This window comes from Pantoea phyllosphaerae (genome assembly GCF_051025595.1).
Taxonomy (GTDB): domain Bacteria; phylum Pseudomonadota; class Gammaproteobacteria; order Enterobacterales; family Enterobacteriaceae; genus Pantoea.
In genome coordinates this window covers 143,517-169,705 of record NZ_JBPFDE010000009.1, presented here as the reverse complement: position 1 = coordinate 169,705, position 26,189 = coordinate 143,517, and the positions used below count along the sequence as shown (strand labels likewise).

The window sequence follows — 26,189 nt, the reverse complement described above, 5'->3', positions numbered from 1 at the left end:
CTCATGATACTCAACGCATTTAATCTGGAAGGTAAAATCGCGCTGGTCACCGGCTGCAACACCGGGCTCGGCCAGGGCATGGCGCTGGGGCTGGCCCAGGCTGGCTGCGATATTGTCGGTGTCAACCGTGACGATCCCGCCGAAACGCAGCAGCGCGTCGAAGCGCTGGGCCGTCGCTTCTGGTCGCTGCAGGCGGACCTTATCCGCACCGAGCAGGTGCCGGGCGTGGTAGAAAAAGCGGTGGCCGCCGCTGGCAAAATCGACATTCTGGTCAACAACGCCGGTATTATCCGCCGTGAAGACGCGCTGAACTTCAGCGAACAGGACTGGGATGACGTCATGAACATTAACAGTAAGAGCGTCTTCTTCCTGTCGCAGCAGGTAGCGCGCCAGTTTATCGCGCAGGGCCAGGGCGGCAAAATCATTAATATTGCCTCAATGCTCTCTTTCCAGGGCGGCATTCGCGTCCCCTCCTACACGGCGTCGAAAAGCGCGGTGATGGGCCTGACGCGGCTGATGGCGAACGAGTGGGCGAAACACGGCATTAACGTCAACGCCATCGCGCCGGGCTATATGGCGACCAACAATACCGAACAGCTGCGCAATGACGAAGGCCGCAGCGCCGAGATCCTCGGACGTATCCCCGCCGCGCGCTGGGGCGTACCGGAAGATATGATGGGCCCGGTGGTGTTCCTTGCCTCTTCAGCCTCTGACTATGTCAACGGCTACACGCTGGCGGTCGACGGCGGCTGGCTGGCGCGCTAGCGTCTCGCAGGTGACAAGACGCAGCTGAAAAGCTTGCGTTCCCGGCCTGCTGGTAAACCCGACGAAACGGCGGCGCAATGCCGCCGTTTCGCTAAAAAAAATTCACGCTTCGTTACAGCGTCACAACTTCTCATTTACTGGATAAATCCCTATACTGGATGCATCGACAGTTTGCAGCCAGGTTTTATCATGACGGGCGAAGGCCACGTAATTTTCGCTATTGCCACCGCTATTTTCGCTAAGCGCGCCGAGCTGACGCCCGTGCTGGCGCAGGCTGACTGGTGGCATCTTGTTCCTGCCACGCTGCTTACCTGTTTGCTGCCCGATATTGACCATCCTAAATCTTTGCTTGGTCAACGGTTAAAGTGGCTCTCCTATCCTATCGCGCGTGCTTTTGGTCACCGGGGCTTTACCCATAGCCTGCTGGCCGTCGCGGCCAGTCTGTGGCTGTTTCAGATTAACGTGCCGGCAGACTGGCTACTGCCTGCTGATGTGTTGCAGGGCATGACCCTGGGCTATCTCAGCCATATCGTTGCGGATATGCTGACGCCCGCTGGCGTGCCTCTGCTGTGGCCATGCCGCTGGCGATTTCGTCTGCCCATCCTGAGAAGCCAGAAAGGCAACCAGCTGGAGCGCACGCTCTGCCTGATACTGGTCGGCTGTTCGCTGTGGTTTCCCGCAGGCGCGCCCTCTTTTGGTGCGCAGGGCTGGACCTCGCAGCTCTTTGATACGCTACAAAATGGCGTCTCACGCTTAATTTCCACCCAGAAAGCGCATTAAAGCAGCAGAAAACGCTGTCTGGTTATAAGGCATTCCATTTGGATATAAGTCGACACCGAGGTGAGCTGGTAACATACCGCCACTTAATTCGTGCGTCATAATATCTGGCGTTCCGGCGCAATAGCTGTCGCCGGGCGTGTTTTTTCGGGAGCCAACATGGATCTACCTCTGATTCTTAATCTTGCCGCCTTCGTCGCGCTGCTGCTGCTGCTGTCGCGCCTCGGCCGTAACAGCTGGAGCCTGTCGAAAAAGGTGCTGGTCGGTCTGGTGATCGGCGTGCTGTTCGGCCTGGCGCTGCAAACCCTTTACGGCGCGCAGAGCGAGGTGCTGAAAACCTCTATTAGCTGGTTCAATATCGTGGGCAACGGCTACGTGCAGCTGCTGCAGATGATCGTGATGCCGCTGGTGTTCGCCTCGATTCTCAGCGCTGTCGCCCGCCTGCATAACGCCTCGTCACTGGGTAAAATCAGCCTGCTTACCATCGGCGTGCTGCTGTTCACCACCGCGATCTCCGCGCTGGTCGGCGTGCTGGTGACCGGCCTGTTCCACCTCAGCGCCGAGGGGCTGGTTCAGGGGGCGCAGGAGAGCGCGCGTCTTGCCGCGATTCAAAGCAATTATGCAGGCAAAGTGGCGGACCTCACCGTTCCGCAGCTGCTACTCTCTTTCGTGCCGAAAAATCCGTTCGCCGATCTGACCGGCGCCAGCCCGACCTCGATCATCAGCGTGGTGATCTTCGCCGCCTTCCTCGGCGTGGCCGCGCTGCAGCTGCTGAAGGATGACGAAGTCAAAGGCCAGCGCGTGCTGGTGGCGATCGATACCCTGCAGTCCTGGGTGATGAAGCTGGTGCGTCTGATCATGAAGCTGACCCCCTACGGCGTGCTGGCGCTGATGACCAAAGTGGTCGCCGGTTCCAACCTGCAGGATATTATCAAGCTGGGCGGCTTTGTCGTCGCCTCATACCTGGGTCTGGCGATTATGTTCGGCGTGCACGCGCTGCTGCTGTCAGTCAACGGTATTAACCCGTTGCGCTTTTTCCGCAAGGTCTGGCCGGTGATCACCTTCGCCTTTACCAGCCGCTCCAGCGCCGCAAGCATTCCGCTTAACGTGGAAACGCAGACGCGTCGCCTGGGCGTACCGGAATCGATCGCCAGCTTCTCCGCCTCTTTCGGCGCGACAATTGGTCAGAACGGCTGCGCAGGCCTCTACCCGACCATGCTGGCCGTGATGGTGGCGCCGACCGTCGGCATCAACCCGTTCGATCCGGTCTGGATCGCTACGCTGGTGGGCATCGTTACGCTGAGCTCGGCAGGCGTGGCCGGCGTCGGCGGCGGCGCGACCTTCGCCGCGCTGATTGTGCTGCCCGCGATGGGTCTGCCGGTGACGCTGGTCGCCCTGCTGATCTCCATTGAACCGCTGATCGATATGGGCCGTACCGCGCTCAACGTCAACGGCTCGATGACCGCAGGCTCTCTCACCAGCCGCTGGCTCGGTATGACCGATAAAGCCGTGCTGGAGAGTGACGAGCACGCAGAGCTGGCGCACCGCTAAGCGCACGCTGCATGACAATAAGCCGGGCCTTCGCGCCCGGTTTTTTTATGCACGCGCTTCACAATCCGCCCCCTTTATGGCGACGCCGTAAAGAAAGCGTTAAGCGTGGTAAAGAGAGGAAAAAGTCGCGCCCCTGCGCTTGTTTTCACGGCGGAAAAAGAGAATGCTTCAGGCAGTTATCGCAGGAGAAAACCCATGAAAAAAGTTATCGCCTCGCTGCTGGCGTTAACGCTGTTATCGCCAGCGCTTGTCTCTGCTCATCCCGGCGGCTGGGGCCCTGGCCCGGGTCCGCACTGGGGCGGCCACGGCCGCGGCTGGGGTGGTCCAGGCCCGCTGCGCTTTTTGCCTGAAGCGGCGACCGCGGTGCTCATAGGCGGCCTGACCTACTATATGCTCAACGGCGCTTACTATCAGCGCCAGGGCGAAAATTACGTGGTGGTGCAGCCGCCAGCTGAGCCGGACGGCGCGCTGCGCGTGCTCGACTTTAACGGTCGTCGTTTTTACGTGCAGGCGGGCCACTACTACCAGCGCGATATCAACGGTGAATATATCGAGGTACCGCGCCCCGCAGGACTTTAATCCGCCACAACGAAAAACGGCCCGTCACTGACGGGCCGTTTACTTTCTGTTCGTTCGGTTCGCCGCTTACTGAGCAGCCTGCGGATCGGTGTCGTAGTCTTTGCAGCTCTGGAAACCGTAATTCATGACGCGACCGGTGTCGTTGTAGCTCACGAAGTAGGTCTGCGGTTTGCCGTCACGCTCGCCCAGCACATAGGTCTGGCAGGTGCCGCGCGCGTGAACCATGGTGATTTCAGTCGAAGCCGGGCCCGCAATCTGGCGCACCTGATCGCGCGTCATGCCTTTTTTCACATCCTTAACGACGGGCTTGCTCACGTAGCTCTCAGCACGATCGTAAGCCGTACAACCAGACAGTGCGACCAGCGTCAGCGCCGCAGCGATACATCCCATTGCTTTATTCATCAAGTTGTTCCTCATTGTATTGTCCATGTAAGCTTAAGCCTGGAACAGAAATGCAGATTAATCAACTTTATGGCGCATTTTTACGTTCAGTCTGAACTGTCAGGTTAGCGTAAAAAGGCTGTTCTTGACGCGATCGCCCCGTATAATCCGGCGCGAGAATAAGCACTCTCAAAACTATTTTTTCGGAGGCAGGATGAACCCACAGCGTGAAGCGCGGCATCGCACGCGCCAGGATGAGATCATCGCGGCGGCGCGGCGCTGTTTTCGTCGGTCGGGTTTCCACGGCGCCAGCATGGCGCAGCTTGCCAGCGCCGCCAGCCTCAGCGTCGGGCAGATCTATCGCTACTTTCCCAGCAAAGATGCGCTGATTGAGGAGATGGTGAAACGCATCGTCGACGGCCGCGTGGCGGCGATGAGCGCGCAGAGTGACGCCAGCCATATCGCCGATATGATCGCCCACCGGGAAACCCTGAACGACGAGGATGAGATGCTGATGCTGGAGGTTGCCGCCGAAGCGAGCCGCAATCCGCGTATCAGCGACATCCTGCAGGCCGCCGAGACGCGCCTGTTTCATAACGCCTGTGAAAAAATGCGCGCCGACTATCCGCACCTTACCGAGCCGCAGCGCGCCGCCTGCGTCGAAGTGCTGGCGGTACTGATAGAAGGCACCGCTTTTCGCCGCCTGACGACGCAAAAAGCGTCAGCGGATCTGCTTCATACGCTCTACAACCAGATGATCCACAACCTGGTCAACCCCTCAGAGGACAAATGACACCTGCACGCAATAACCGACTGGTCTATGCCATCACGCTGGGCCTGCTGGCGGCGCTTGGCCCGCTCTGCATCGATCTCTACCTGCCTGCGCTGCCTGAGCTGGCGCGCGATCTGCAAACCTCAACCGCCACGGCGCAGCTCAGCCTGACCGCTGGCCTGCTCGGCCTTGGTGCCGGGCAGCTGCTGTTCGGGCCAATGAGCGATAAGTTCGGGCGCCTGCGTCCGCTGACGCTCTCGCTGGCGCTGCTGTTTATCGCCTCCATCGGCTGCGCGCTGGCGCAGGACATCCACCAGCTGCTGCTGGCGCGCCTGTTCGAAGGCCTGGCGGGCGCGGGCGGCGCGGTATTGTCGCGCGCGGTGGCGCGCGATATGTACAGCGGCCACGAACTGACGCGCTTCTTCGCGCTGCTGATGCTGGTGAACGGCCTGGCGCCCATCGGCGCACCGGTGCTGGGCGGCGTGCTGATGACGCTGCTTAACTGGCGTGGCATCTTCGTGGTGCTGGGCGCAACGGCGCTGCTGCTGATCCTGCTGGCGCGCTGGAAGCTGCACGAAACCCTGCCGCCCGAGCGCCGCAGCCAGGGCTCGGTCTTCTCCGCCTGGGCGGCGCTGGGCCAGGTGATGGTTCATCGTCCCTTTATGGGCTTCTGTCTGACGCAGGCCTTTATGATGTCGGGCATGTTCGCCTATATCGGCGCGTCGCCCTTCGTGCTGCAGCAGATTTATGGCCTGTCGCCGCAGGCGTTCAGCTTCTGCTTCGCCGCGAACGGCATCGGGCTGGTGATCGCCTCGCAGACCAGCGCGCGCCTCTGCCCGCTCTGGGGCGAATACCGCGTGCTGAAGGGCGGCCTGACGCTCGCCTTTGCGGCCTCCAGCCTGCTGCTGCTGGCGGGGCTCACCGCCGCGCCGCTGCCGCTGGTGCTGGTGGCGCTCTTTTTCACCATCGCGAGCAACGGCGTGATCGCCACCACCGCCTCGTCGCTGGCGATGCAGAGCCAGGGGCATCGCGCCGGCAGCGCGTCAGCGGTCATCGGCGTCTGCATGTTCTCCTTCGGCGCAATTTCGGTGCCCATTACCGGGCTGGGCGGCACCTCGCTCGTCAGCATGACCGGCACCATCTTCGGCTGCTTTATGCTGGCGATCCTGATGTTTATTTTCCTGGCGCAGAAACCGGCGCCGCGCGAATAAACTGCCTGATATCGCAACAGTTAACCGGAAACAACTGGCGCTTTGGCTTGTTGTTTTCGCCGATGCGCGTTAGCTTTAATAAAAGGTTCGCACGGGCCAACAGGCCTCTGACTTGAGGAGAGATTCATGTCACTGCAGCAGGAAATCATTACCGCACTCGGCGTTAGCCCGGATATCGACCCGCAGCAGGAAATTCGCCGCAGCGTCGATTTCCTCAAAAGCTACCTGAAGCGCAATCCATTTCTGAAGACCCTGGTGCTCGGCATCAGCGGTGGCCAGGACTCGACGCTGGCGGGCAAACTGTCGCAGCTGGCGATCGGTGAACTGCGTGAAGAGAGCGGCGACAGCGCCTACGCCTTTATCGCCGTACGCCTGCCCTACGGCGTGCAGGCGGACGAACAGGACTGTCAGGACGCGCTGGCGTTTATCCAGCCCGATCGCTCGCTGGTGGTGAATATCAAAGAGTCGGTGCTGGCCAGCGAACGCGCGCTGCGCGAGGCGGGCGTCGAGCTCTCCGATTTTGTGCGCGGCAATGAAAAAGCGCGCGAGCGCATGAAGGCGCAGTACAGCATCGCCGGCATGACCAAAGGCCTGGTGGTGGGCACCGACCATGCGGCGGAAGCGGTGACCGGCTTCTTCACCAAATATGGCGACGGCGGCACCGACATCAACCCGCTGTTTCGCCTCAATAAGCGCCAGGGCAAGCTGCTGCTGAAAACCCTGGGCTGTCCGGAACACCTCTACCTGAAGCGCCCGACGGCCGATCTGGAAGACGATCGTCCCGGCCTGGAGGATGAAGTGGCGCTCGGCGTCACCTATGAGATGATTGACGACTACCTGGAAGGCAAAAGCGTCGCGCCGGAAACGGCGAAGATCATCGAAAACTGGTATCTGAAGACCGAGCACAAGCGCCGTCCGCCGATTACGGTGTTCGACGACTTCTGGAAATAACGCCCTCTTTCCCCTGCTGCCCGGCAGGGGAAATCTTATCCCGCCTCGATGTTCACTGATTAACCCGCTGGCGAAAGCCTGAGCAGCCTGATATGCTGTATGAATACACAGTTACAGGAGTCTGTCTTGGTTCGACGTGCCGCCACGCACCGCCTCGAGTTCGACGCGGCTGCCATCTACGAATATCCCGAACACCTGCGCGAATGGCTGGAAGGTTTGCCCAATCAGCCCGGCGTCTATACCTTTCACGGCGACAGCGAGACGCTGCCGCTCTATATCGGGAAAAGCATCAATCTGCGCTCGCGCGTGATGTCGCACTTCCGCACGCCGGAAGAGGCGCGCATGTTGCGCCAGGCGCGCCGCGTCAGCTGGATCCCCACCGCGGGCGATCTCGGCGCGCTGCTGCTGGAGGCGCAGATGATCAAGACGCAGCAGCCGCTGTTCAATAAGCGCCTGCGCAAAAATCGCCAGCTCTGCTCGATTCAGATCGCCGAAGGCAAGCCTGAAGTGGTCTACGCGCGCGACGTCGATTTTTCCCACTCCCCCAACCTTTTTGGGCTTTACCGCAGTCGTCACAAAGCGCTGGAGACGCTGAAGTATCTCGCCGACGAGCATCAGCTCTGCCACGGGCTGCTGGGGCTGGAAAAGCTGAGCGCCAACCGCGCCTGTTTTCGCGCGGCGCTGCGCCGCTGCGCCGGTGCCTGCTGCGGCCGCGAAACGCTGGACGATCATCAGGCGCGGCTGCTGGAAGCGCTGGAGAGCGTGCGGGTGATCTGCTGGCCATGGCAGGGCCCGGTCGCGCTGATCGAGGAAGGGAAACTGATGACGCAGATCCACGTGATCGACCACTGGTTCTATCTGGGTTCGGTCAGCGATATGGAAGAGGCGCGTCGGCTGAAGCGCGCGCCGAGCGGCTTCGACCATGACGGCTATAAAATTTTGTGTCGACCGCTGCTTTCCGGCCACTACCCCATCGAACCGCTATAAAAAAACCGCCGACGCTGCCCAGACTTTCTGCCTGTCTGGACAACGTCGGCGGTCTTACTGCCTTACCTCAGCCGGTTATTCAGCGGCTGGCGGCGCCATTTTCTCGTCGTGCGGGCCTTTCTCGGTCAGACGCTTTTCAAAGTTAGCGTTGTACTGCTTCTTCTGCTCCGGCGTCAGCACGTTATAGAGCTTGTTCTGCGTCTCCATCATCGCCACCGCGCGCGCTTTCGCATCGGCGGTCATTTTCTCCGCCTGCGCTTCCGCTTTCGCGCGGTCGAAGGTGTCAGAGGCGATAATCGCGTGACCGGCGCGGCGCTCTTCCAGCGACGGACGTTTAAACTCTTTGTGGCTCTCTTTCATGATGTCGCGAATCTGGGTCTTCTGCGCATCGGTCAGGTTCAGGCCTTTGAACATCATCATGCCGTGGTGCATCGGCGGCTTATGCATCGCTTTTTCGCTACCGGCCGGAGGTGGCGTCAGGTTGTCGGCCGCTGCATGGACCGCGCTTGCCGCACCGAATGCCAGGGTAGAAGCGAGAATCAGAGAAGTCAGTTTACGCATAATAGTTGTCCTTATCATTCAGTTAATGACGACAGCAGCCTGTCGCGTCTTCGAGAACAAGATTACGCTGCTGAATGTCAATCTCTCAGAGAGTGAGTAAAGCCGTGAAAGCATAAAAGACAAAAATCGGGCAATCATGAAGAGAATAAGAAGGATCCGGTGAGGAATTGCAAAAGAATATGAATTTAAAGCGGATTTGGCAGGAATTATGGAGGAGTGTAAGGGTTCCGGCAGCAAAGCGGAAGGAAAATTCGCCGCTTCGCCGCCGGACAGGATGTCAGTCTGGCAGCGCCGCTGCTGGCGCCTCCTCCTCCACCAGCATCAGACCGGCGCGCAGCCCCAGCGCGACGGCAGGATTGGGAAACAGCACATATTCGCGCGCCTGCTGCACGACGTAGCGCGTGGCGCCATCCTCAGCCAGCAGCATGCCCTGCGGGAAGGCGGTAAAGTTGCGCGTCTCCGCATCCATATGCAGCCGGAACTGCTCGCTGAGGCGGGTGATCTGCTGCGCCACCCGGTAGCGACGCGGCTGCTCGCGCGCCTCCGGCAGCGGCCCGCCGCTCAGCAGCGCCGCCAGCGCCTGCTGCGCGGCGGCGAACTGCGTCAGATCGTTGGCGCCGAACGGCAGGGCCTTGCCCAGCTCCAGCGTGCAGCTGGCGGCGCCGAAGCTGGCGCAGCTGAAATGCGTAAAGGTGCCGCCTGGCGCGGTGTGGAAGACCAGCGCCTCCAGCCCCGCCGCCGTCAGCCAGCTGATAAAGGGAGCCGGCCAGGGATGCGGATTGAGCGGCAGCACGCCGAAGCGGGTATGCCAGGAGCCGCGAATGGCGGTGTGCAGATCGAGATGCCAGCGCGGCTGCGCCGCCTTGCCGCCCTCCAGCCAGAAGGCCTCCGTCGCCTGCTCCAGACGCAGCGCGCGCCGCGCCTCGTCGCAGTCGTCGATCTGCTGCCAGCGGCCGCCGAACAGGCGGTTCACGTCATGGCGCAGGTAGCGCTTCCCGGCGCGCAGCGCCGCCGGATTGCCGAGGATCGCCAGCACGCGATGACGCAACACCATCTCGCCGCGCAGCAGCGCGCTGATAAGCGCATTCATTATCTCTACCGGCGCGGTCTCATTGCCGTGAATGCCGGCCGACAGCACCAGCGCCTGCTGCGGCTCGTCGAGCGGGTCGAGCTGGAGAATACCGTGATCGATCCAGCGCCAGCGCAGCCAGGGCGTCTCACCGCACAGCTGATGCGGCGCCTCGCCTGACAGCGTCTGCTGAAGAAAATCGTGCATGAAAGCTCCTTTCTGCGATGTCAGCGCCGTTCCCGCTACTGCTGAAACGCGTAAACGTTGCCCAGGTCCAGCAGCCGCGTCAGCTCGTCCAGCGCCTCGCGGCCCTCTGTTAACAGCTGAGGGTCAGCCAGATCCGCCTGCGTCAGGCGATCGCGGTAGTGGCGATCCACCCACTCATTAAGCGTGGCGAACAGGCGATCGTTCATGATTACCGCCGGATTCAGCGCCTGCCGCTCCTGAGGCGTCAGCACCACGCGCAGCCGCAGACAGGCAGGACCGCCGCCGTTTTGCATGCTTTCGCGCAGGTCGAAGCTCGCCAGCTCGCGCACCGGGCCGCCCTGCTCCACCAGCTCGCTCAGGTAGCCCCAGACGCCGGGATGCTGGCGCGACTCTTCGGGCAGCACCAGCAGCATCGCGCCATCGTCGCGGCTCAGCAGCTGGCTGTTGAAGAGATAAGTGCTGACCGCGTCCGCCACCGAGACGCGGCTTTCAGGCACCTCAATGGCGGTAAAGCCAGGCACGCGCTGCTGCAACGTCGCCAGCAGCGCAGGCTGATTGACGAACGCCCGCTGATGGAGGAAGAGCGCTTCGCGGTTGCTGACCGCGATAACGTCGTTATGAAACACCCCCTGGTCGATCACTTCCGGGTTCTGCTGGGCAAAAATCGTGTGGCGCTCGTCAAGCTGATGCAGCCTGGCCACTGCCTGGCTCGCCTGCAGCGTCTGCCGCGCGGGATAGCGGCCCGGGGCGATGCCGCCGTTGTCGTCGCGCCCGTAAACAAAGAGCTGCAGGCTGCGTTCGCCATACTCGGCGCCGAGGCGGTTATGGTTCGCGGCCCCTTCGTCGCCAAACAGCGCCACCTGCGGCAGCGCGTCGTGCACGTTGAAATGCTGCGGATCGCGAAAGATAGCGCGCAGCAGCCGGGCGGTCTGCGGCGCCTCCATGGCGCGATGGAACTTGTTGTTCAGGTTGGCGACGGTGAAATGGACGCGCCCGTCGGCGCTGTCGGCCGAAGGCGACACCGTCGCCGCGTTGGCGACCCACATCGCCGAGGCGGAACTGACCGCCGACAGCAGCCCGGGCGACGCCTTCGCCGCCTGCGCCAGCACCTGTTCGTCGCTGCCGCGGAAGCCGAGCTGACGCAGCAGCGGCAGATTGGGCCGCTCATGCGGCGGGATCACCCCCTGCACAAAGCCTTTATCCGCCAGCGCCTTCATCTTCAGCAGGCCCTGCTTCGCCGCGAGGCGCGGGTTAGACGGCTGATGCTGGTGGCGCGTCGAGGCCTCGTTGCCGAACGACAGCCCGGCATAGTGGTGCGTCAGGCCGACCAGCCCGTCGAAGTTCGCTTCTGTGGTTTTCATGCCTGCTCCTCGCGCGCAGAAAAATCGAGCCCCGGCGAGAGCGCGGCGGGCAGCGTCAGATCGGGCGTCTCCAGCGACGCCATCGGCCAGGCGCAGTAGTCCGCCGCGTACCAGGCGCTGGCGCGGTGGTTGCCGGAGGCGCCAACGCCGCCAAACGGTGCGCTGCTGGCCGCACCGGTGAGCGGCTTGTTCCAGTTTACGATCCCGGCGCGCGCCTCCAGCAGCAGCTGGTCGAACTGCGCGCGCGACGGCGAGATAAGGCCGCAGGAGAGGCCGTAGCGGGTCGCGTTGGCGAGGCGGATCGCCTCATCGAAGCTGTCGTAGCGAATAACGTTAAGCAGCGGGCCGAACACCTCTTCGTCCGGCAGGCCGCTGACCCGCGTGACGTCGATAATGCCCGGCGTGAGCAGCGCATTGCTGCGCTGCGGCCAGCGCATCTCCAGCAGCGGCGTGCCGCCGAGCGCGACGCGCTGCTGCCACGCCTGATAGATCTTTTCCGCCGCCTCGACGGAGATGGCGCTGCCCATAAAGGGCTGCGGCTCGGCGTTCCACGCGCCGGGCTGCAGCCGCGCGCTGACGTCCACCAGCCGCTGCAGGAAGGCGTCGCCCGCCGCGCCGCGCTTCACCAGCAGGCGGCGCGCGCAGGTGCAGCGCTGCCCCGCGGTAATAAACGCGGACTGAATAGCGATATGCACCGCCGCGTCGATATCCGCCGGATCCTCGACGATGAGCGCATTGTTGCCGCCCATCTCCAGCGCCAGCATTTTCTCCGGCTGGCCAGCGAACTGGCGATGCAGTTGATAGCCGGTTCCCGCGCTGCCAGTAAAGAGCACGCCGTCGATCTGCGTCTCCGCCGCCAGCGCCTGTCCGGTGGCGCGCGCGCCCTGCAGCAGCGCCAGCACGCCGCGCGGCAGCCCCGCTTCCAGCCAGAGGCGCACGGTTTTCTCCGCCGTCAGGGGCGTCAGCTCGCTCGGCTTGAAGAGGACGCAGTTGCCCGCCAGCAGCGCCGGCACAATATGGCCGTTCGGCAGATGGCCGGGAAAGTTGTAGGGGCCGAAGACCGCCAGCACGCCGTGCGGGCGATGGCGCAGCGAGCTTTCGCCCTCGTGCTGTTCGCCGGTGCGCGTATGAAAAGCTTTCACAGAGATAGCGATCTTATTGATCATCGCCTGTACTTCGGTCAGCGCCTCCCAGCGCGGCTTGCCGGTTTCGGCGGCGATGGTGTCCGCCAGCTCGGTTTTATGGCTCTCCAGCAGCGCGGCGAAACGCTCGGCCAGCGCCTGACGCTCGGAGAAAGGTCGGCGCGCCCAGCCGGGAAACGCCTCGCGGGCGGCCGCCGCAGCCTGCGCGATCTGCTCCGCCGTGGCGGCCTCGCCCTGCCACAGCGTTTCGCCGAACACCGGATCGACTTTACGCAGCGCGTCGCCGCGGCCCGGCTGCCATTCGCCGTTAATCATTTGCGTCATGCTTTTTTCTCCTCGCCGCCCAGCGTCACCACGCGCAGGCTATCGCCTGGCTCAACGTGCAACGCCCTGAGCTGATTCTCATTAAGTACCACGTCATGCTGCTCGATGCGCGCGGGCAGCAGCGCGACGCGGAAACGGTGATAGTCCATATTCGCCACCAGACAGAGCGGCGCATGTTCGTCCGGTTCGCCGAGCGCGGCGCTGCGCACATGGCTCTTGCGGATGGCGCGAATGTCGTCGATTTCGCACTCCAGCGTCGGACCGCCATCGAAGATGTCGATATAGTTGCGGTAGCGGAACCCCTCTGCCTCCAGCACCGCGCGCGCGGGCGCGGTCTTCTCATGCACCTGGCCGATTACCGCCCGCGCCTCTGGCGACAGGTAGTCGATATAGAGCGGATGCTTCGGCATCAGCTCGGCGATAAAGGCTTTCTGGCCGGTGCCGCTGAGGAAGTCGGCCTTGCGAAACTCCATGGAGAAGAAGCGGCTGCCGACGCTCTCCCAGAAGGGCGAATGGCCCGCGTCGTCGCTGACGCCGCGCATCTCGGCCACCACGCGATCCATAAACTGATGGCGAAAGTTCGCCATAAAGAGAAAGCGCGACTTAGAGAGCAGGTAGCCGTTTTTGCCGTCGCGGTAGTCGGGATCGAGAAACAGCGTGCAGAGTTCGCTGCTGCCGGTATGGTCATTGCTCAGCGACAGGGTCGGCAGCGCCGCGTAGACGTTGAGCTCTTTTGAGGCGTGCACCTGGGTGCCGACGCGAAAGTTATACCAGGGCTCCTGCAGTCCGACCGCCACCTCAATGGCGCAGATGCCCACGGCGCGATTCTCTTCACTGTCCGCCAGCACAAAGACGTAGCCCTGTTCGGCGCGCGGCAGCCTGCCCTGCCAGGTTTGCAGCGAGCGCTCGATGCGCGCCTGCAGCGTCGGGCTGTCGACCGGCAGCGAGGTGAGTCCGCCGCCCGTTTTACCGGCCAGCGTCAGCAGCTGCGCCAGGTCGTCATGTTCAACAGGGCGAATCACCATCATGATGTCGATCCTCGCGCCAGGTGTTCACAGGCAGCGGCAAAGCGCGCCATGCCGGTTTTGACTTCCTCTTCGCTGATATTGAGCGCCGGCGCGAAGCGCACCACGTTAGCGCCGGCGATCAGTACCATCACGCCCTGCTCGGCCGCCGCCAGGTTAAACTGCTTCGCTTTACCGGCATAGTCCTCGTTCAGCACTGCGCCGATCAGCAGGCCCATGCCGCGCACTTCTTTAAACAGATGCAGCCGCTGGTTAATCTCCTCCAGCGCCTCGACGATCCACTGATGGCGTTCAGTCACGCCCGCCAGAGTCGCAGGCTGGTTGATCAGTTCCAGCACCTTGCCCGCCACCGCGCCCGCCAGCGGATTGCCGCCGTAGGTGGTGCCGTGGGTGCCGACGTTCATGACCTGCGCCAGATCCTCGCGCGTCAGCATCGCGCCGATAGGGAAACCGCCGCCCAGCGCCTTGGCGGTGGTGAGCACGTCCGGCGTCACGCCGTAGTGCATATAGGCGTAGAGCGAACCGGTGCGGCCTACGCCGCTCTGCACTTCGTCAAAAATCAGCAGCGCCTGGTGCTGGTCGCACAGCGCGCGCAGGCCGCGTAAAAAGGCGGGATCGGCAGGCAGCACGCCGCCTTCGCCCTGAATCGGCTCGACGATCACCGCGCAGGTGTTGTCGTCGATCAGCTGCGCCGCTGCTTCCAGATCGTTAAACGGGGTATGGCGGATATCGGGCGGCAGCGGCGCGAAATCTTTTGAGTAGGCGGGCTGACCGCCAGCGGAAACGGTAAACAGCGTGCGGCCGTGAAAAGCATTATTGAAGGCAACGATGCCGCTTTTATGCGCGCCGAAGCGATCGTGTGCGGTTTTACGCGCCAGCTTCAGCGCCGCCTCGTTGGCTTCGGCGCCCGAGTTGCAGAAGAAGACGCGGTCAGCGAAGGTGGCGTCGATCAGCTGCTTCGCCAGCCGCAGGATCGGCTCGTTGGTATAGCCATTGCCGGTATGCCACAGGCGCGACGCCTGTTCGGTCAGCGCCTGCTGCAGCGCCGGGTGCGCATGGCCCAGCGCATTAACCGCAATGCCGCCGGCAAAGTCGATATACTCTTTGCCGTTCTGATCCCAGAGGGTCGAGCCCGATGCGCGTACCGGTACAAAGTTCGCTGGCGCATAGACCGGCACCATCCATTGATCGAAATCGTGACGCGAAACCTGCAGTGACATAACTGTTTCTCCTGCCTTCCCGCCCGGCGCGCCGGTGAGTAAAGCGAATGTTTTAAGTTTGTGAAATTCGGGTGAATGCAGCCCTACTGTAAAGTGCAGCATGCGTGCCAGCAAAGCGAATAAATGCATAAAAGAGGCGTGACAACGAAATATCAATAACTTAAATACATGCGATATTCACTTTTATTGCATATATAGTGAATAATTTTGTGACTGTCGCGCCTGCGCCCTATAATCCGCAGCAGATTTATGCAGTTACCAGAGTAAATATTGCTTTTGTGATCGCTCCTGACTTTTATGTTCAAAATCAGGCAAAAAACGCCCTTTAGAGGTGCAGCGTGCTCTGTTTAAGGGCAGATCGATCGCCTGAAAGCGTGAAGGCGGATCGCCTGCCTCAAAATTAAGCCTGGCCAGTCCGTGGGGACCGTTACATGCGTAAAAGGCCAGGCGGATTATTCACCTGGCCTGAGTAAATAAACGGCATGCGTTAAAACAATTATTTCTGACGTTATTATCAATTCAGCAATAAGAATTTATGATGGCTATTTAATTTGTAAAGGAGCTAATTATTAGAGCTTTAATTTTGGCTGCTATTTGCACTTTTCCGATAAAGCTTGCTTTTCCTCTGGGATTAGCTAGCCAGATATCAAGACGCAGCCCTGCCCGAAACTTTCACAATAAGAATTTATATTTATGATTAAATTCAATGTGTTAAAATTAAATAATTTTACCAACCTTCTGGCTGGCAATAATTTACGCCTCGCATTGCCGATCAATAAATAACCAGCAGAAACATAAAATCAGCCATAGAAATATTCAGTTACACTTATTGCACTAGGTCAAATTATCCTTTTGTGTCATTTTTCTTTCACCCCGGATAGCGGGGAATAATAACTAACAAAGACAGGGTAAATATCAATGATGAAGCGCGCGATAGCGGCGGCAGTGGTGTCGTCTCTTGTAGGGATATCTGCCAGCCAGGCAGCAGAGATTTATAATAAAGATGGTAACAAACTCGACTTAGTGGGAAAGATTAACGTCTCGCACCTGTTTTCTAACGACAGCAGCAGCGATGGCGATACCTCTTCCTATGCGCGCTTCGGCTTTAAGGGCGAAACCAAAATTACCGACCGGCTGACCGGCTATGGCTTCTGGCAGTATCAGTACAGCCTGCGCAACTCGGAAGGCAGCGACGCGCAGACCGGCAACCGCACCCGTCTCGGCTATGCTGGCCTGAAGTTTGGCGACGCCGGCTCGCTCGACTATGGCCGCAACTACGGGCTGGTCTACGACGCATTCGCCTATACCGATATGCTCCCCTTCTTCGGCGGCGACTCCGGCTATACCGACGCCTTCCTGGCGGGGCGTTCCACCGGCCTGCTTACCTGGCGTAACAAAGATTTCTTCGGCCTGATCAAAGGGCTGAGCCTGGCCGCGCAGTATGAAGGCAAAAACGATCGCGCTGGCAATACCGACGGCGTGCGCCGCTCCAATGGCGACGGCTACGCCCTTTCCGCCAGCTACGCCTTCGATTTCGGCCTGAGCTTTACCGGCGCTTACGCCAGCCTCGACCGCACCGAGACGCAGAACGCGGCGGCGCGCGGCGACGGCGACCGGGCGCAGAACTGGGCCACGGCAGTAAAATATGATGCGAATCAGATCTACCTGGCGGCGATGTATGGCGAAACCCTGAACGCCACGCCGATCAGCGGCGGTTTCGCCAACAAAGCGCAGAACTTCGAAGCGGTGGCGCAGTATCAGTTCCTGAACGGGCTGCGCCCGTCGATAGGCTACGTCTCATCAAAGGGCAAAGAGATTGAGAATATCGGCGACGCCGACATCTTCAAATATGTTGCGGTAGGCACCACCTACTACTTCAACAAAAACATGTCGACCTACGTGGAGTACAAGATCAACCTGCTGGACGACAACAACCCGCTGGGCCTGAAGACCGACGATATCACTGCCGTCGGCCTGATCTACCAGTTCTGATAAGGTTTTACCCTCACTCTGCGCCCGGTCCGTGTCAACCGGGCGCGCAGGGCCGCGCAAGCGGCCTTTTTTGCGTCACGCAGAGGCGTGCCGCCAGAGTCAGGTCAGACGGTAGTAGGCGTCCGGGCGCAGCGGCGTCGGCAGCGTCTCCTCCTCTCCCGCCATCTCACGCAGGCTAATCTCAATATTGGTGCAGATCGCATCCATCGGCAGATGGTTATTCTGATAGCCGAACGGCATCTCCAGCTCCTCCGCCAGCGTATCGAGCGACAAAAAGGTGTAGGAGATAAACATCGACACCAGCGGCGTCATCGCGTGCAGATCGGGCGCCAGCGCAAACGGCAGCAGCGTGCAGAAGAGATAGACGGTGCGGTGCAGCAGCAGGCCATAGGCGAACGGCACCGGCATGCTCGCCAGCCGTTCGCAGCCACCCAGCACCGCCGCCAGCTGATTCAGGCTCTCGTCGATCGTGCTCCACACCAGATCGCTGATTTTGCCCTGGCGACGCTGGTCCGCCAGCCAGTGCGAGAGCTGAAGGTGCAGCATATTGGTCGGCGAGCGGCGCGACAGCACCCAGTCGGCATCTTCCCCGAGCAGCCGCTGCAGATCGGCGCGCGCGTCGCTGCGGCGCAGCTGGTGCTTCAGGCTATAGCAGAACGCCAGCAGCAGCGCCTGGATCCGCGGCGCATCGTCAGGAAAGAGCGCCAGCACCTGACGCTGCAGCGTGCGGCAGGCGATCAGCAGCGCGCCGAAAAAATGGCGCGCCTCGCTGAAGCGCGCGAAGCAGACGCTGTTGCGAAAGCCGAGAAACACCGCAATGGAGACGCCGAGCAGGCTAAAAGGCGCCAGCGTCAGCTTGATGCCGAGGGTCTCGTACCAGTTGAGCAGCCAGAGCGCGAGCAGCGACATCAGCAGATTAAGAAACAGGCGGAATGAAATAACAGGCAGCACAGAGCCGTGCCAGGCGAACAAACGAACGAACCAGTGGCGATGAGGACGAACGATCATGATGGGCAGGTGACAAGGGATTTTGCGGCGATTCTGCGACTTTCCCGCACGCCTGACCAGCGATAAATTGTGACAATTGTCACAACTTATTCCTCTCTCGCGCGCTAGCTGCCCACTGAGCCGCAGCGCGCTATCATCGTCGCCACCGCCTGCGCGATTGCGGGCCGATCGGGCGCGTAATAGAACTGCGCGCTGGTTTCGTGATGGCTAAATTTCGCCACCTCGATCCATGCCACCGCCTCTGACTGCGCATTCAGCAGGTTAAACCGGTCCACGCCCCCAGGCAGCGGATCGTCGGCCTCTAACCGCAGTCGCTGGTTGAGCGCTGTGGTTTCCAGACACTGCTCAACCTCGAAGCGATGGGCGGCGAAATAGCCGGTGGTGGTCTGAGGATGAAGCGACACCTGGCCCAGATCCACGCAGCCGCATAAACAGCCGCAGGCGAACAGAAGAGAGAAAAGTTTCATTGATGACCTCTCGGCAGAGACAGCGAACAGCAGTGATGATAGCGCGCGCGGCGTCACGCAATCCTCAACAGCGCGTCAGGGCGCCATAATATCGAAGCGATCTGACGCCGCACCGGCATCGGCCTGCATCGGCGGCTGCACCTTCAGGGTGATCCAGTTCGAGGTGACGCGCTGCTGCTTCTCATCCTCCAGCGTCACCGACAGGCGGTACTCGTTGCTGGCGCCTGGCGAGTCGTCCCAGGCGGGCACGATCAGGCTCCAGCCCTGCGGCTGGCTGTTATTCGCGGGCGGCGTCAGGCTCAGCGCCTGGGTATCGCCCTGCCAGCTCACCGCCTTAATCGGGTTGCTGTGGCGGATCTGCAGCTTCAGCGGCAGGCTTTCGCCCGGCGTCAGCTGCCACGGCGGCGTGGCAAGAAACACCGACAGGGTTTTGCGCTGGCGAAAACTGAGCACCGGCGTATCGGAACGGGTGACCCGGTCATAGCGGCTGCCGCGCAGCGAACGCGCCTCGGCAACGTTGCTCGCCTCCAGCTGCTTGCTCAGCGCCACGCCGAAGCGATAGTTAAGCTTTAACCCCAGCTGATCCTGCGTCTCGCCCGCGCTGCTGGTCTTGTGGCTGGCCGATAGCGTCACCAGCGGCACCGGCGTATAGGAGAGGCCCAGCGACAGCGCGGAGGGGTTGTGGTAGCGGTTGCCGCTGTGAAAAAGATCGACGTTATCGCCGAGATACTGCTCCCAGCTCAGCGACACGCCGAGCTGACGATAGAACGGCAGATAGCTCTGCGTGGTGATGTCGTAGCCGCGCGCCATACGCTGCTGCTCGCTGTCGCCGCTGTTCTTCCAGCTGCCCAGCGGGTGATAGTAGTTGGCGGAGAAGCGCAGATTCTCGTTCCAGGCTTCGGTGCCGAGCGAAGCGCGCTGCTGGCCGATATCGACGCTGCGGTCGAGAAAGGCGTTATAGCCCAGTAGCCAGCCTGGCGTCACCCAGCGCTGCCCCAGGCCGACATTGCCCACCAGCCCGTCACTGGTGTCGCGCACCCCCACCTGGCTAAAAGTGAGATGGCTGCGCTCGTCCGACAGCGCGGTGAAAAGATCGCCGCCGGTGCCGGTGAAGCTGCCCTGCATATCCACCATCAAATCGATCTGGGCATTACCGTAGGGCGACAGCAGCGACTGCCCTTCACTCTCGACGCGGTTCGCCACCTCGTCACGAAAGTGGTTAAAAGCCCAGACGCCCGCCTGCTGGCCAAAACTGGTGCTGTCGTCGCCGTTCAGGCTTGCTTCGCCAATGTCTTTGGCGATAGCGGCGAGCCGCTTATTCCACTCGTCGTCGCTCTGCGCGTTGCCCAGCGACGGCAGCGCCGCCAGCTGCTGGTTAAAACGTGCCGGATCGTCAAAAGGCGTCTCCGCCACGGCGGCGGTGCCGGTGAAAGCCTGGGCCGCAGGCAGAGCGGAAAGCAGCGCCGCGACAAGGGGCGAAGAGGCAAAAAGCGGGCGGGCAAAGCGGTGAAGAAACATAGCGTCTTATCGGTTTTTTCAGCTGATTAACGAGATCTGTCTCACAAAAGGATTTGAATTTACTTTAACACATCGCGATGAATTTGCAGAGAATGGCAGGGAAAAGCGGAAAAAGCAGGGAAAAAGCTGGATAAACGCAGCGTTATCCAGCCTGAAGTCGCTATCAGGAGAAGATAAGCCCGCCATCGACGTTAATGGTCTGGCCGGTAATATAGCGGGCGTCGTCAGAGGCGAGAAACGCCACCAGCCCGGCGACATCCTCCGGCTGGCCGGCGCGCTTCAGCGGAATATTCTCTACCCACTCCGCCATCAGCTCGCCCTTGCCATATTTTTTCTTATCGCTGCTGAGGATCTCGCCCCAGACGCGGTCGTTGTAGTCCCACATCTCACTCTCGATAATGCCGGGACAGAAGGCGTTCACGGTGATATGCCAGGGCGCCAGCTCCAGCGCCAGGCTCTGGGTAATGCCGATCACCCCCATCTTGCTCGCCGCGTAGTGCGGCGTGTAGATAAACCCCTGGCGCCCCTGGCCCGAAGAGGTGTTGATCAGGCTGCCGCCGTTCTGCTGCACCATATATTTCGCCGCCTCGCGACAGCAGAGCCAGACGCCGGTGGTATTCACCGCCAGCACCTTGTCGAAATCCGCTTTCGGCATGGCGTCGAAGCGATCGATGGTGATCACGCCCGCGTTCTGTATCGAGACGTCGATGCGGCCGAAGCGGTCGAACGCCTGCTGATAGAGCTGCTGGACCGCGGCTTCGTCGGTGACGTCCGCCTGTAGCGCCAGAATATCGCTGCCGTACTTCTCCTTCAGCGCCTCGGCGGTGGCGAACACCCGCTCGGCGTTGGAGACCATCACCAGGTTAGCGCCGTCGCGCGCGAAGCGCGCCGCGATGCCGGCCCCAATGCCGCGACAGGCGCCGGTAATAACGACGGTTTGCCCTTGAAAATGACGCATCATGTTGCCCTCCGCTTATCCATGACTGACTTCAGATACCGATGTCGACTGCTGCTTTTTTTCATGGCGACGCAGCAGCACCACTTTGCTTTGCAACCGCTGCTGGAACTGGTCGATCACCACGGCGGTGACAATCACCAGCCCCTTGATCACCATCTGCCAGAAGTCGCTGACGCCCATCATCACCATGCCGTCGGCGAGGAAGACGATGACGAAGGCGCCGATAATCGAGCCGGAGACGCGGCCGCGGCCGCCCGCCAGCGCCGTGCCGCCCAGCACCGTAGCGCCGATAGCGTCCATCTCAAACATATTGCCGGTCATGGGATGGGCGGTTTGCAGCTGCGACGCCACCACCAGCCCCACCAGTCCGGCGCAGAGGCCGGAGAAGGCGTAGACGAAAATTTTCACCTTCACGATCGGCACGCCCGCCAGCCGCGCGGCCGATTCGTTGCCGCCGGTGGCGTAGATATAGCGCCCCAGCGGCGTTTTGCGCGTCAGGTAGAGCCCGAGCAGCAGAAAGCCCACCATCAGCCAGATCGGCAGATAGATGCCGAGCAGCGTGCCGGAGCCGAGAAAGGCGAAGCCGGTATTGCCGAGCGCCGGCAGGCCGACCAGGTTGGCGTAGGTGCTGCCGTCGTTGAACAGCAGCGCCGCGCCGCGCGCCACATACATCATGCCCAGGGTGCAGATAAAGGGCGCGACGCCAAGCCGGGTGATCACCGCGCCGTTCACCAGCCCAATAACCACGCCGAACAGCGCCACCGCGAGGATCACCTCCGGCACGTTGAGAAACAGGATATTGCCGTTCCACAGCGGCACGCCGCTGGTGAGCAGCGCGCCCGCCACCATGCCGCAGATGCCCGCCACCGCCCCCACCGAGAGATCGATGCCGCCGGTGAGGATCACCAGCGTCATGCCGATCGCCAGCAGCCCGGTAATGGCGACGTGCTGGGTCATAATCAGCAGGTTCGACGGGGTAAGAAAGTTCGGCACCATGACGCTGAAAAAGCCGATGACGATCAGCAGCGCAATAAAGGTGCGCGCTTTCAGCAGGTACATATAGAGCAGGTATTTTTGGTTCATCATCTCTCCTGCGGGCGAGCGACGTCGCCCGTCATGCCTGGTAAACCGGCGGCTTAGTCATGCGGCGTCGAGGCCGTAATCAGTTTTTCGCGCGTGACCTCAGCGCGGGGTAAATCGGCGGTGATACGGCCGTCGGCCATCACCAGCACGCGGTCTGCCAGCGCCATCACCTCATCCAGCTCGGAAGAGGAGAACATCACCGCCAGCCCCTGCTGCGCCAGCGTGCCAATCAGGTGATAGACGTCGGTTTTCGCGCCGACGTCGATGCCGCGCGTCGGCTCGTCCAGCAGCACCACCTGCGGCCCGGTCATCAGCGCCTTGCCCAGCACCACCTTCTGCTGGTTGCCGCCGCTCAGCGAGGTAATCGGCAGCTCGGGATCGCTGACCTTGATCGCCAGATGCTGGATCATCTCGTCGACGCGCCGCTTCTCTTTGGCCGGATGCAGCAGGCGCAGCGCGCGGCGAAAGCCGCGCAGGCTGAGGTCGGTCAGCGTCATATTGGCGGTGATCGACATCAGCTGCACCACGCCTTCCCCCTGGCGATCCTCCGGCACCAGCGTAATGCCGCGCTTCAGCCGCTGCTGAAAGCTGCACCGCTCCAGCGCGCTGCCCGCCAGCCGCACCTTGCCCGACTGGCAGTGCATCAGGCCGATCAGCCCTTTGAACAGCTCGGTGCGCCCGGCGCCCAGCAGGCCATAAATGCCGATCACCTCTCCTTTGCGCAGCGAGAAGCTGACCTCGTTGAGCCGGTAGCCGCCGTTCTGGTGCAGCGCGGTCAGGCCGTCTACCTCCAGCACCGTTTCGCCCTGCGCCGCCGCCTGATAGTCGAAGTGCTTTTTCTTGTCGCCAACCATCTGTTCGATAATCCAGGGCACGCTGGCGTCGCGCACCTCGCGCTCGCTGATAAAGCGGCCGTCGCGGAAGATGGTGATGTGGTCGCCGATCGCCATCAGCTCCTCCAGCCGGTGCGAGATATAGATGATGGTGACGCCGCGCCGCTTCAGCTGCTCAATCACGTTGAACAGCACCTTCACCTCCGACTGGCTGAGCGCGCTGGTCGGCTCATCCATAATCAGCACGCGCGTATCTTTCGAGAGCGCCCGCGCGATCTCCACCAGCTGCTGATGGCCGATGCCCAGCTCGCCCAGCGGCGCATAGGGATCGACATCCAGCTCCAGCCGCTCCAGCAGCGACTTCGCCAGCGCATACTGATACTTCTCGTTGATCACGCCGCGCTGGAAGAACTCGTTGGCGATGAAAATGTTGTCCATCACGTTCATGTTGGGGAACAGGTTCAGCTCCTGAAAGATGATGCTGATGCCCTGTTTTTCCGCCTGGTGCGTCGAGGAGAGCGATACCGGCTCGCCGTCGAGCAGGATCTCGCCGCTGGAGGGGGTCTCGACCCCGGCCAGCATCTTCATCATGGTGGATTTGCCCGCGCCGTTTTCGCCAATCAGCACGTTGACCTTGTTGCGATAGACGCGGTAGTTGACCTGATCGAGCGCGGTGACGCCGGGATAGATGCGCGACAGGCCGCGCGTCTCGATAATCACCTCGCCGGTTGCGTGTGAATGCTGCATAACCGCTCCTTACTGCCGCGCGATGGCGACAGGCGTCACGTTCGGGATCTGCTGCGGCACATCCCAGCTGCTGAATACGCCCGTCAGCTGCACCTTGTCGCCCACTTTCGGCTTGAAGGCGGTCATCATGTCGGAGGCCTGCTGATTGATGGCGCGGCCGTAGTCGCCGAACAGCACCTGGTCGTTAAAATCCTGATAGCTGGCCCCTTTATAGGCGTCGCGCAGCGCGGTGCCGGGAATAATCGGCCCAGTCTGCACCGTGATGTTGTCGCCCGAGGCCTCTTTGACCGTCATGCGGCCGCTGCGCGAGGTGGTATTGACCGCCGTTACTTCGCCGCTGACGCGGACGCTAAACACGCAGGGGTTTTCCGCCTGGCTGCGATAGCCCAGCGTGCTGCAGGCGGTGTCGAAATCTTTCGCCGCCTGCAGCGCCTTCAGCAGGTCGCCCGCGGGCTTCGCGTCGCGCTGCACCTGCGGCACCAGCTGTTCGCGCCAGGTCTGGGCGATATTCGCCATCTTCGGGTTCGGCGGATTTTTCAGGTCCGCCAGCTCCTGCTGCGACACAATGCGGCAACCGCTGAGCACCATCATCGGAAGCAGAAGCCAGAGTCGTCTGTGCATGGGATTCTCCTGACGCCCGTCCCGGACGGGCGCCGCTGCAAGGGGGATTACGACTTAAAGTTGAAGTCCTGCACGCCGCTGGCGTTATCCGGCGTAATCAGAATGCCGCGGAACATCACGCGCTGCTTCGCCGGCTTCACCCCTTTCTGAATAAAGTTATCCAGATCGGTGACGCCCTGTGCGGCGATCGCCTGCGCCTGCAGCATCACCGTGGCTTTCAGCGTGCCCGCCTTCACCGCGTCGCGCTCGTCGTTGCTGCCGTCAATGCCCACCACGGTGACGTCGTTGCGGCCCGCCGCCTTCAGGGCGGCAATCGCCCCCAGCGCCACCGGTCCGTTGCCGCAGATCACCCCTTTCACATCGGGATGCGCCTGCAGAATGCTGTCCATAATGCGCTTGCCGTCGATCAGGGTGCCTTTCGCATCCTGGCGCGCCACGCTCTGCATATCGGGATACTGGTCCAGCACCTGATGGAAGGATTTCGACCGCGTCACGCAGTTGTTGTCGGCCAGGTTGCAGGTCAGCTCGGCATATTTGCCTTTCTCGCCCATCTTCTCGACGAATACGGTGGCGACGTCGGAGCCGGCCTGGAAGTTGTTATGGGTGATCTGCTCCAGCGCAACGTCATCGACCGGAATTTCGCGGTTAATCAGCACCACCGGGATCCCGGCCTCTTTGGCCTTTTTGATCGCCGCGACGCTGGCGGTGGAGTCGGCGTTATCCAGGATAATGCCCTGCACTTTTTTGCCGATGGCGGCGTCGATCAGCTCGCTCTGCTTCTTCACGTCTTCGCCGTGCGACAGCACCGAGGTTTTGTAGCCCAGCTCTTGCGCCTTGAGGTTGGCGCCCTTGGCCTCCGAGGCGTAATAGGGGTTATCCAGCGAGTTAACGAGGATCATGATGGTGCCTTTCTCCGCCGCGAAGCCGGCGCTGGAGAAGAGGCTGGCGGCGATCGCGGTGCACAGCAGGGAGCGGATTTTCATAGTGATATTCTCTCTTCTATTTGTAGGGGGTGAGGCGTTGGGGCGGGTGCTGCATTACCAGATGGTGAAGCCGCCATCGATCATCAGATCGGCGCCGGTAATCATGTCGCTGCCGTTGCTGGCGAAAAACAGCACGGCGGCGGCGATTTCGTCGGTGTAGGCGAAGCGGCCTAGCGGGATCAGCTTTTTCATCGCTTCGCCCTTCTCGCCGCGCCAGGCTTTTTCGCCCATCGGCGTCAGCACCACGGTAGGCGACAGGGTATTTACGTTAATGCGGTGCGGCGCGAACTCTTTCGCCATCACTTTGGTCATGCCGAGCAGCCCCGCCTTCGCAGAGGTGTAGGCGACGTGGTTATCGATGGCAATCGACGCCGCCTGTGAGGCGATATTGATGATTTTGCCCCCCTTGCCCGCCGCGACCATGCGTTTGCCCGCCGCCTGCGCGCAGAGAAACGGCCCGGTAAGGTTGACGGCGATCTGCTTCTGCCATTCGGCGAAATCGGTTTCCAGCACCGGCTGCAGCATTACGTAGCCAGCGCAGTTAACCAGGATATCGATCTGGCCATAGTGCTGTGTCACCGCGTCGAACGCCTGCTCGACCGAGGCCGGGTCGGTGACGTCGCAGGTGACAAACTGCACCTTGTCGGCGTCGAAGCTGTCGCGCAGGCCGGCGACCTTTTCCGCTTCGAAAGGGGGATAAAGCAGCGCCAGACGCGCCCCTTTCGCCAGCAGCATCTCGTTGCTCGCCATGGCGATGCCCCCAAGTCCGCCGGTCACCACTGCCACTTTGCCGCCAAGATCCATCGCGCTGTTGACGCCGTAGCGCAGGTTTACGTCATATTCGCTGCTCATCCTTTCCTCACTTGTGTCGTTGCCAGCGGCCGCTCCTGTTGAAACGGATTTACCCGGGCGTATGGCCATTTGATTTTCGAACAAAAATATAAGCTATCGAATCGCAATGGTATGTGGGTGAGATCAAATTTCATACACCTCGCAAAAATTATTTTTATCCCCTTGTTTTCGCGTGATATAGCCTGATAAGCCTTTAGGCGGCATGGATAAAGGCGCTATGTGAACCCTGCGCTTTCAAAGGGAT

At 61.3% G+C, this 26,189-nt stretch carries 25 protein-coding genes; 9 read left to right on the top strand and 16 right to left on the bottom strand.

The window, feature by feature from the left end; all coding sequences use genetic code 11:
- The first annotated feature begins 3 nt into the window (after positions 1-3).
- The 4 genes from kduD (at position 4) to ACR6A7_RS13875 (ending at position 3,672) form a co-directional block, all read left to right on the top strand.
- Positions 4-765 carry a 2-dehydro-3-deoxy-D-gluconate 5-dehydrogenase KduD gene (gene kduD / locus ACR6A7_RS13890; protein ID WP_434125501.1) on the top strand — a complete coding sequence of 254 codons (762 nt, stop codon included), beginning with the start codon at positions 4-6 and terminating at the stop codon, positions 763-765.
- 189 nt (positions 766-954) lie between these two features.
- A complete protein-coding gene (locus tag ACR6A7_RS13885) occupies positions 955-1,545 on the top strand; it encodes a metal-dependent hydrolase (protein WP_434125499.1) in 591 nt (196 codons plus the stop codon).
- A gap of 156 nt (positions 1,546-1,701) precedes the next feature.
- On the top strand, positions 1,702-3,093 hold the full coding sequence (locus ACR6A7_RS13880; RefSeq protein ID WP_434125497.1) for an L-cystine transporter: 1,392 nt from the start codon (positions 1,702-1,704) through the stop codon (positions 3,091-3,093).
- A gap of 195 nt (positions 3,094-3,288) precedes the next feature.
- Entirely contained in the window at positions 3,289-3,672 is a 384-nt protein-coding gene (locus ACR6A7_RS13875) for a DUF6515 family protein (protein ID WP_434125495.1), read from the top strand.
- A 66-nt stretch (positions 3,673-3,738) separates the two neighbouring features.
- On the opposite strand, the gene osmE is transcribed toward ACR6A7_RS13875, so the two are convergent.
- Entirely contained in the window at positions 3,739-4,074 is a 336-nt protein-coding gene (gene osmE / locus ACR6A7_RS13870) for an osmotically-inducible lipoprotein OsmE (protein WP_434125494.1), read from the bottom strand.
- A gap of 193 nt (positions 4,075-4,267) precedes the next feature.
- Here osmE and ACR6A7_RS13865 point away from each other — a divergent pair, with 193 nt between their 5' ends.
- From ACR6A7_RS13865 to cho, 4 genes are all read left to right on the top strand, one after another.
- Positions 4,268-4,846, top strand: a complete 579-nt coding sequence (locus ACR6A7_RS13865; protein ID WP_434125493.1) for a TetR/AcrR family transcriptional regulator — start codon at positions 4,268-4,270, stop codon at positions 4,844-4,846.
- Positions 4,843-6,036: a multidrug effflux MFS transporter gene (locus tag ACR6A7_RS13860; protein WP_434125491.1), complete on the top strand. Its 1,194-nt coding sequence runs from the start codon at positions 4,843-4,845 to the stop codon at positions 6,034-6,036. Before ACR6A7_RS13865 ends, ACR6A7_RS13860 begins: the two co-directional genes overlap by 4 nt.
- Before the next feature lie 126 nt (positions 6,037-6,162).
- Positions 6,163-6,987 (top strand): NAD(+) synthase, encoded by an 825-nt coding sequence (gene nadE, locus ACR6A7_RS13855; protein ID WP_434125489.1) that lies wholly within the window; start codon positions 6,163-6,165, stop codon positions 6,985-6,987.
- 126 nt (positions 6,988-7,113) lie between these two features.
- Positions 7,114-7,974, top strand: a complete 861-nt coding sequence (gene cho, locus ACR6A7_RS13850; protein WP_033747571.1) for an excinuclease Cho — start codon at positions 7,114-7,116, stop codon at positions 7,972-7,974.
- A 75-nt stretch (positions 7,975-8,049) separates the two neighbouring features.
- On the opposite strand, the gene spy is transcribed toward cho, so the two are convergent.
- The 6 genes from spy to ACR6A7_RS13820 form a co-directional block, all read right to left on the bottom strand.
- Positions 8,050-8,535: an ATP-independent periplasmic protein-refolding chaperone Spy gene (gene spy, locus ACR6A7_RS13845; RefSeq protein ID WP_434125487.1), complete on the bottom strand. Its 486-nt coding sequence runs from the start codon at positions 8,533-8,535 to the stop codon at positions 8,050-8,052.
- A gap of 277 nt (positions 8,536-8,812) precedes the next feature.
- Positions 8,813-9,811 carry a succinylglutamate desuccinylase gene (gene astE, locus ACR6A7_RS13840; RefSeq protein WP_434125485.1) on the bottom strand — a complete coding sequence of 333 codons (999 nt, stop codon included), beginning with the start codon at positions 9,809-9,811 and terminating at the stop codon, positions 8,813-8,815.
- Between the two features lie 35 nt (positions 9,812-9,846).
- The gene (gene astB / locus ACR6A7_RS13835) at positions 9,847-11,172 is read right to left on the bottom strand and encodes an N-succinylarginine dihydrolase (protein WP_434125484.1); all 1,326 of its coding nucleotides are present in this window, start codon (positions 11,170-11,172) and stop codon (positions 9,847-9,849) included.
- The gene (gene astD, locus ACR6A7_RS13830; protein ID WP_434125482.1) at positions 11,169-12,638 is read right to left on the bottom strand and encodes a succinylglutamate-semialdehyde dehydrogenase; all 1,470 of its coding nucleotides are present in this window, start codon (positions 12,636-12,638) and stop codon (positions 11,169-11,171) included. The genes astB and astD overlap by 4 nt, the downstream gene beginning before the upstream one ends.
- On the bottom strand, positions 12,635-13,666 hold the full coding sequence (astA, locus tag ACR6A7_RS13825; protein WP_434125481.1) for an arginine N-succinyltransferase: 1,032 nt from the start codon (positions 13,664-13,666) through the stop codon (positions 12,635-12,637). The genes astD and astA overlap by 4 nt, the downstream gene beginning before the upstream one ends.
- On the bottom strand, positions 13,663-14,883 hold the full coding sequence (locus ACR6A7_RS13820) for an aspartate aminotransferase family protein (protein ID WP_434125480.1): 1,221 nt from the start codon (positions 14,881-14,883) through the stop codon (positions 13,663-13,665). Before ACR6A7_RS13820 ends, astA begins: the two co-directional genes overlap by 4 nt.
- A 918-nt stretch (positions 14,884-15,801) precedes the next feature.
- On the opposite strand from ACR6A7_RS13820, the gene ACR6A7_RS13815 reads away from it, so the two are divergent.
- Positions 15,802-16,875 (top strand): porin, encoded by a 1,074-nt coding sequence (locus tag ACR6A7_RS13815; RefSeq protein ID WP_434125479.1) that lies wholly within the window; start codon positions 15,802-15,804, stop codon positions 16,873-16,875.
- A 99-nt stretch (positions 16,876-16,974) separates the two neighbouring features.
- Here the strand turns inward: ACR6A7_RS13815 and ACR6A7_RS13810 are convergent, their stop codons facing one another.
- From ACR6A7_RS13810 to ACR6A7_RS13770, 9 genes are all read right to left on the bottom strand, one after another.
- Entirely contained in the window at positions 16,975-17,883 is a 909-nt protein-coding gene (locus tag ACR6A7_RS13810; protein WP_434125477.1) for a bestrophin family protein, read from the bottom strand.
- Positions 17,884-17,987: 104 nt separating this feature from the next.
- Positions 17,988-18,350: a hypothetical protein gene (locus ACR6A7_RS13805; protein WP_434125476.1), complete on the bottom strand. Its 363-nt coding sequence runs from the start codon at positions 18,348-18,350 to the stop codon at positions 17,988-17,990.
- A 75-nt stretch (positions 18,351-18,425) separates the two neighbouring features.
- Positions 18,426-19,868 (bottom strand): YchO/YchP family invasin, encoded by a 1,443-nt coding sequence (locus ACR6A7_RS13800; RefSeq protein ID WP_434125475.1) that lies wholly within the window; start codon positions 19,866-19,868, stop codon positions 18,426-18,428.
- A gap of 163 nt (positions 19,869-20,031) precedes the next feature.
- On the bottom strand, positions 20,032-20,829 hold the full coding sequence (locus ACR6A7_RS13795; RefSeq protein ID WP_434125473.1) for a glucose 1-dehydrogenase: 798 nt from the start codon (positions 20,827-20,829) through the stop codon (positions 20,032-20,034).
- A gap of 12 nt (positions 20,830-20,841) precedes the next feature.
- Positions 20,842-21,909 (bottom strand): ABC transporter permease, encoded by a 1,068-nt coding sequence (locus tag ACR6A7_RS13790; protein WP_434125472.1) that lies wholly within the window; start codon positions 21,907-21,909, stop codon positions 20,842-20,844.
- A 53-nt stretch (positions 21,910-21,962) separates the two neighbouring features.
- Entirely contained in the window at positions 21,963-23,489 is a 1,527-nt protein-coding gene (locus ACR6A7_RS13785) for a sugar ABC transporter ATP-binding protein (protein WP_434125471.1), read from the bottom strand.
- Positions 23,490-23,498: 9 nt separating this feature from the next.
- The gene (locus tag ACR6A7_RS13780; protein ID WP_434125470.1) at positions 23,499-24,110 is read right to left on the bottom strand and encodes a DUF2291 family protein; all 612 of its coding nucleotides are present in this window, start codon (positions 24,108-24,110) and stop codon (positions 23,499-23,501) included.
- A gap of 47 nt (positions 24,111-24,157) precedes the next feature.
- Positions 24,158-25,093 carry a D-ribose ABC transporter substrate-binding protein gene (locus ACR6A7_RS13775; protein WP_033747606.1) on the bottom strand — a complete coding sequence of 312 codons (936 nt, stop codon included), beginning with the start codon at positions 25,091-25,093 and terminating at the stop codon, positions 24,158-24,160.
- 54 nt (positions 25,094-25,147) lie between these two features.
- Positions 25,148-25,945, bottom strand: coding sequence for a GolD/DthD family dehydrogenase (locus ACR6A7_RS13770; protein WP_434125469.1), 798 nt, complete (start codon positions 25,943-25,945; stop codon positions 25,148-25,150).
- Between the last annotated feature and the right edge of the window lie 244 nt (positions 25,946-26,189).

Excerpts from the sequence above, each read along its gene's own strand:
- kduD (WP_434125501.1), top strand. The coding sequence starts at position 4 with ATGATACTCAACGCATTTAATCTGGAAGGTAAAATCGCGCTGGTCACC.
- ACR6A7_RS13885 (WP_434125499.1), top strand. The coding sequence starts at position 955 with ATGACGGGCGAAGGCCACGTAATTTTCGCTATTGCCACCGCTATTTTC.
- ACR6A7_RS13880 (WP_434125497.1), top strand. The coding sequence starts at position 1,702 with ATGGATCTACCTCTGATTCTTAATCTTGCCGCCTTCGTCGCGCTGCTG.
- ACR6A7_RS13875 (WP_434125495.1), top strand. The coding sequence starts at position 3,289 with ATGAAAAAAGTTATCGCCTCGCTGCTGGCGTTAACGCTGTTATCGCCA.
- osmE (WP_434125494.1), bottom strand. The coding sequence starts at position 4,074 with ATGAATAAAGCAATGGGATGTATCGCTGCGGCGCTGACGCTGGTCGCA.
- ACR6A7_RS13865 (WP_434125493.1), top strand. The coding sequence starts at position 4,268 with ATGAACCCACAGCGTGAAGCGCGGCATCGCACGCGCCAGGATGAGATC.
- ACR6A7_RS13860 (WP_434125491.1), top strand. The coding sequence starts at position 4,843 with ATGACACCTGCACGCAATAACCGACTGGTCTATGCCATCACGCTGGGC.
- nadE (WP_434125489.1), top strand. The coding sequence starts at position 6,163 with ATGTCACTGCAGCAGGAAATCATTACCGCACTCGGCGTTAGCCCGGAT.
- spy (WP_434125487.1), bottom strand. The coding sequence starts at position 8,535 with ATGCGTAAACTGACTTCTCTGATTCTCGCTTCTACCCTGGCATTCGGT.
- astE (WP_434125485.1), bottom strand. The coding sequence starts at position 9,811 with ATGCACGATTTTCTTCAGCAGACGCTGTCAGGCGAGGCGCCGCATCAG.
- astB (WP_434125484.1), bottom strand. The coding sequence starts at position 11,172 with ATGAAAACCACAGAAGCGAACTTCGACGGGCTGGTCGGCCTGACGCAC.
- astD (WP_434125482.1), bottom strand. The coding sequence starts at position 12,638 with ATGACGCAAATGATTAACGGCGAATGGCAGCCGGGCCGCGGCGACGCG.
- astA (WP_434125481.1), bottom strand. The coding sequence starts at position 13,666 with ATGATGGTGATTCGCCCTGTTGAACATGACGACCTGGCGCAGCTGCTG.
- ACR6A7_RS13820 (WP_434125480.1), bottom strand. The coding sequence starts at position 14,883 with ATGTCACTGCAGGTTTCGCGTCACGATTTCGATCAATGGATGGTGCCG.
- ACR6A7_RS13815 (WP_434125479.1), top strand. The coding sequence starts at position 15,802 with ATGATGAAGCGCGCGATAGCGGCGGCAGTGGTGTCGTCTCTTGTAGGG.
- ACR6A7_RS13810 (WP_434125477.1), bottom strand. The coding sequence starts at position 17,883 with ATGATCGTTCGTCCTCATCGCCACTGGTTCGTTCGTTTGTTCGCCTGG.
- ACR6A7_RS13805 (WP_434125476.1), bottom strand. The coding sequence starts at position 18,350 with ATGAAACTTTTCTCTCTTCTGTTCGCCTGCGGCTGTTTATGCGGCTGC.
- ACR6A7_RS13800 (WP_434125475.1), bottom strand. The coding sequence starts at position 19,868 with ATGTTTCTTCACCGCTTTGCCCGCCCGCTTTTTGCCTCTTCGCCCCTT.
- ACR6A7_RS13795 (WP_434125473.1), bottom strand. The coding sequence starts at position 20,829 with ATGATGCGTCATTTTCAAGGGCAAACCGTCGTTATTACCGGCGCCTGT.
- ACR6A7_RS13790 (WP_434125472.1), bottom strand. The coding sequence starts at position 21,909 with ATGAACCAAAAATACCTGCTCTATATGTACCTGCTGAAAGCGCGCACC.
- ACR6A7_RS13785 (WP_434125471.1), bottom strand. The coding sequence starts at position 23,489 with ATGCAGCATTCACACGCAACCGGCGAGGTGATTATCGAGACGCGCGGC.
- ACR6A7_RS13780 (WP_434125470.1), bottom strand. The coding sequence starts at position 24,110 with ATGCACAGACGACTCTGGCTTCTGCTTCCGATGATGGTGCTCAGCGGT.
- ACR6A7_RS13775 (WP_033747606.1), bottom strand. The coding sequence starts at position 25,093 with ATGAAAATCCGCTCCCTGCTGTGCACCGCGATCGCCGCCAGCCTCTTC.
- ACR6A7_RS13770 (WP_434125469.1), bottom strand. The coding sequence starts at position 25,945 with ATGAGCAGCGAATATGACGTAAACCTGCGCTACGGCGTCAACAGCGCG.